Annotated in this window: 1 protein-coding gene; it reads right to left on the bottom strand. The window is 60.3% G+C overall.

Features of this window, described 5'->3' with window-relative positions:
• Nucleotides 1-15 precede the first annotated feature (15 nt).
• Nucleotides 16-974, bottom strand: a protein-coding gene (locus ACGYLQ_RS20895) for an IS630 family transposase (protein WP_132446372.1) whose coding sequence is annotated in 2 segments (ribosomal slippage) — nt 16-630 and nt 633-974 — 957 coding nt in all. Because the reading frame shifts where the segments join, the coding sequence is not laid out codon by codon here.
• Between the last annotated feature and the right edge of the window lie 83 nt (nt 975-1,057).

The raw sequence follows: 1,057 nt of genomic DNA, 5'->3' as shown, positions 1-1,057 counted from the left end.
TAAAGCGCCCGACCTTTAACCTGAAACATATCCGGCAGCCTTGAAGTAGTTCCAGCATTCGTCCTGGGAATAGAGATCGCAGATTTCCGAGAGAGCCTTGAACATGTCGGTGAAGGTTCGCGCGCCGATCCTGCGCAGATGTGCCTTGAGTTTCGAGAAGGCCATCTCGATCGGGTTCAGGTCGGGGCTGTAAGGCGGCAGGAACAGGAACCAGCATCCGGCTTCGCGCATGGCTTTGGCGGCGGTGGCGTTCTTGTGCGTAGCGAGGTTGTCCAGGATGACGACGGTGCCTGGCTCCAGTTCCGGGATCAGTACCTGCTCGACGTAAGCGGCAAAGGCTTCGCCATCCATCGCACCTTTGATGACCCACGGGGCGATCAGCGTCCCTGCGCCCAGACCCGCGATGAAGGTCTGCGTGCCCCATGATCCAAAGGGCGCGTCCATCACCAGCCGCTCGCCCCGCCGAGACCAGCCTCGCTGGCGGGTCAGGTTGGTTTTGACGGAGGTTTCGTCAATAAAGACAACGCGATCCGGTCGGGCCGCGACGGCTGGCAGGCGATGCTTGATCCAGTCCTCGCGTTGTTTCCTTACCCGTGCGCGCCGCCGCTCGGTTGCGACCAACGACTTTTTTTGTACGTGAAGCCGAGCTTGCGCAGGAACCGTCCAATCGCATCCGGGTGCGCCTGAACACCGGTCGCATCCGCCAGCGCACCGGCCAGTTCGGGCATGGTCATGTCGCCGTCCTGATTGATCAGTTCGATGAGAAACGAGCGATGAGGATCAAGCTTGCCCTTGCCCCGAGGCCGACCTTGCGGGGAAGCGCATGCGTGTCCCCTTCGTCGGATCGCAAGGCTCCAACGCGCCCCAGTGGCAGGTGAAAGCTTCAGGCGCAACGCCGCCGCCCGCCCGCTCAACCCTTCTTCAATCAATCTCTGAAATCGCGCTCGAAGCGCATCCGGCAAAGGTGCTGACATGATCCATCCTCCCAAACAGGATGAATCACAGATCAGCCCTCAAGGGAATCTATTCCGATTCAGGTTTTGCGTCGGACGCTTTA

The sequence above is a fragment of the Sulfitobacter sp. 1A12779 genome (assembly GCF_043557315.1).
Lineage (GTDB): Bacteria > Pseudomonadota > Alphaproteobacteria > Rhodobacterales > Rhodobacteraceae > Sulfitobacter > Sulfitobacter faviae.
Note: the sequence above shows the minus strand (reverse complement) of the source record. Positions and strands in the feature narration are given on the sequence as shown.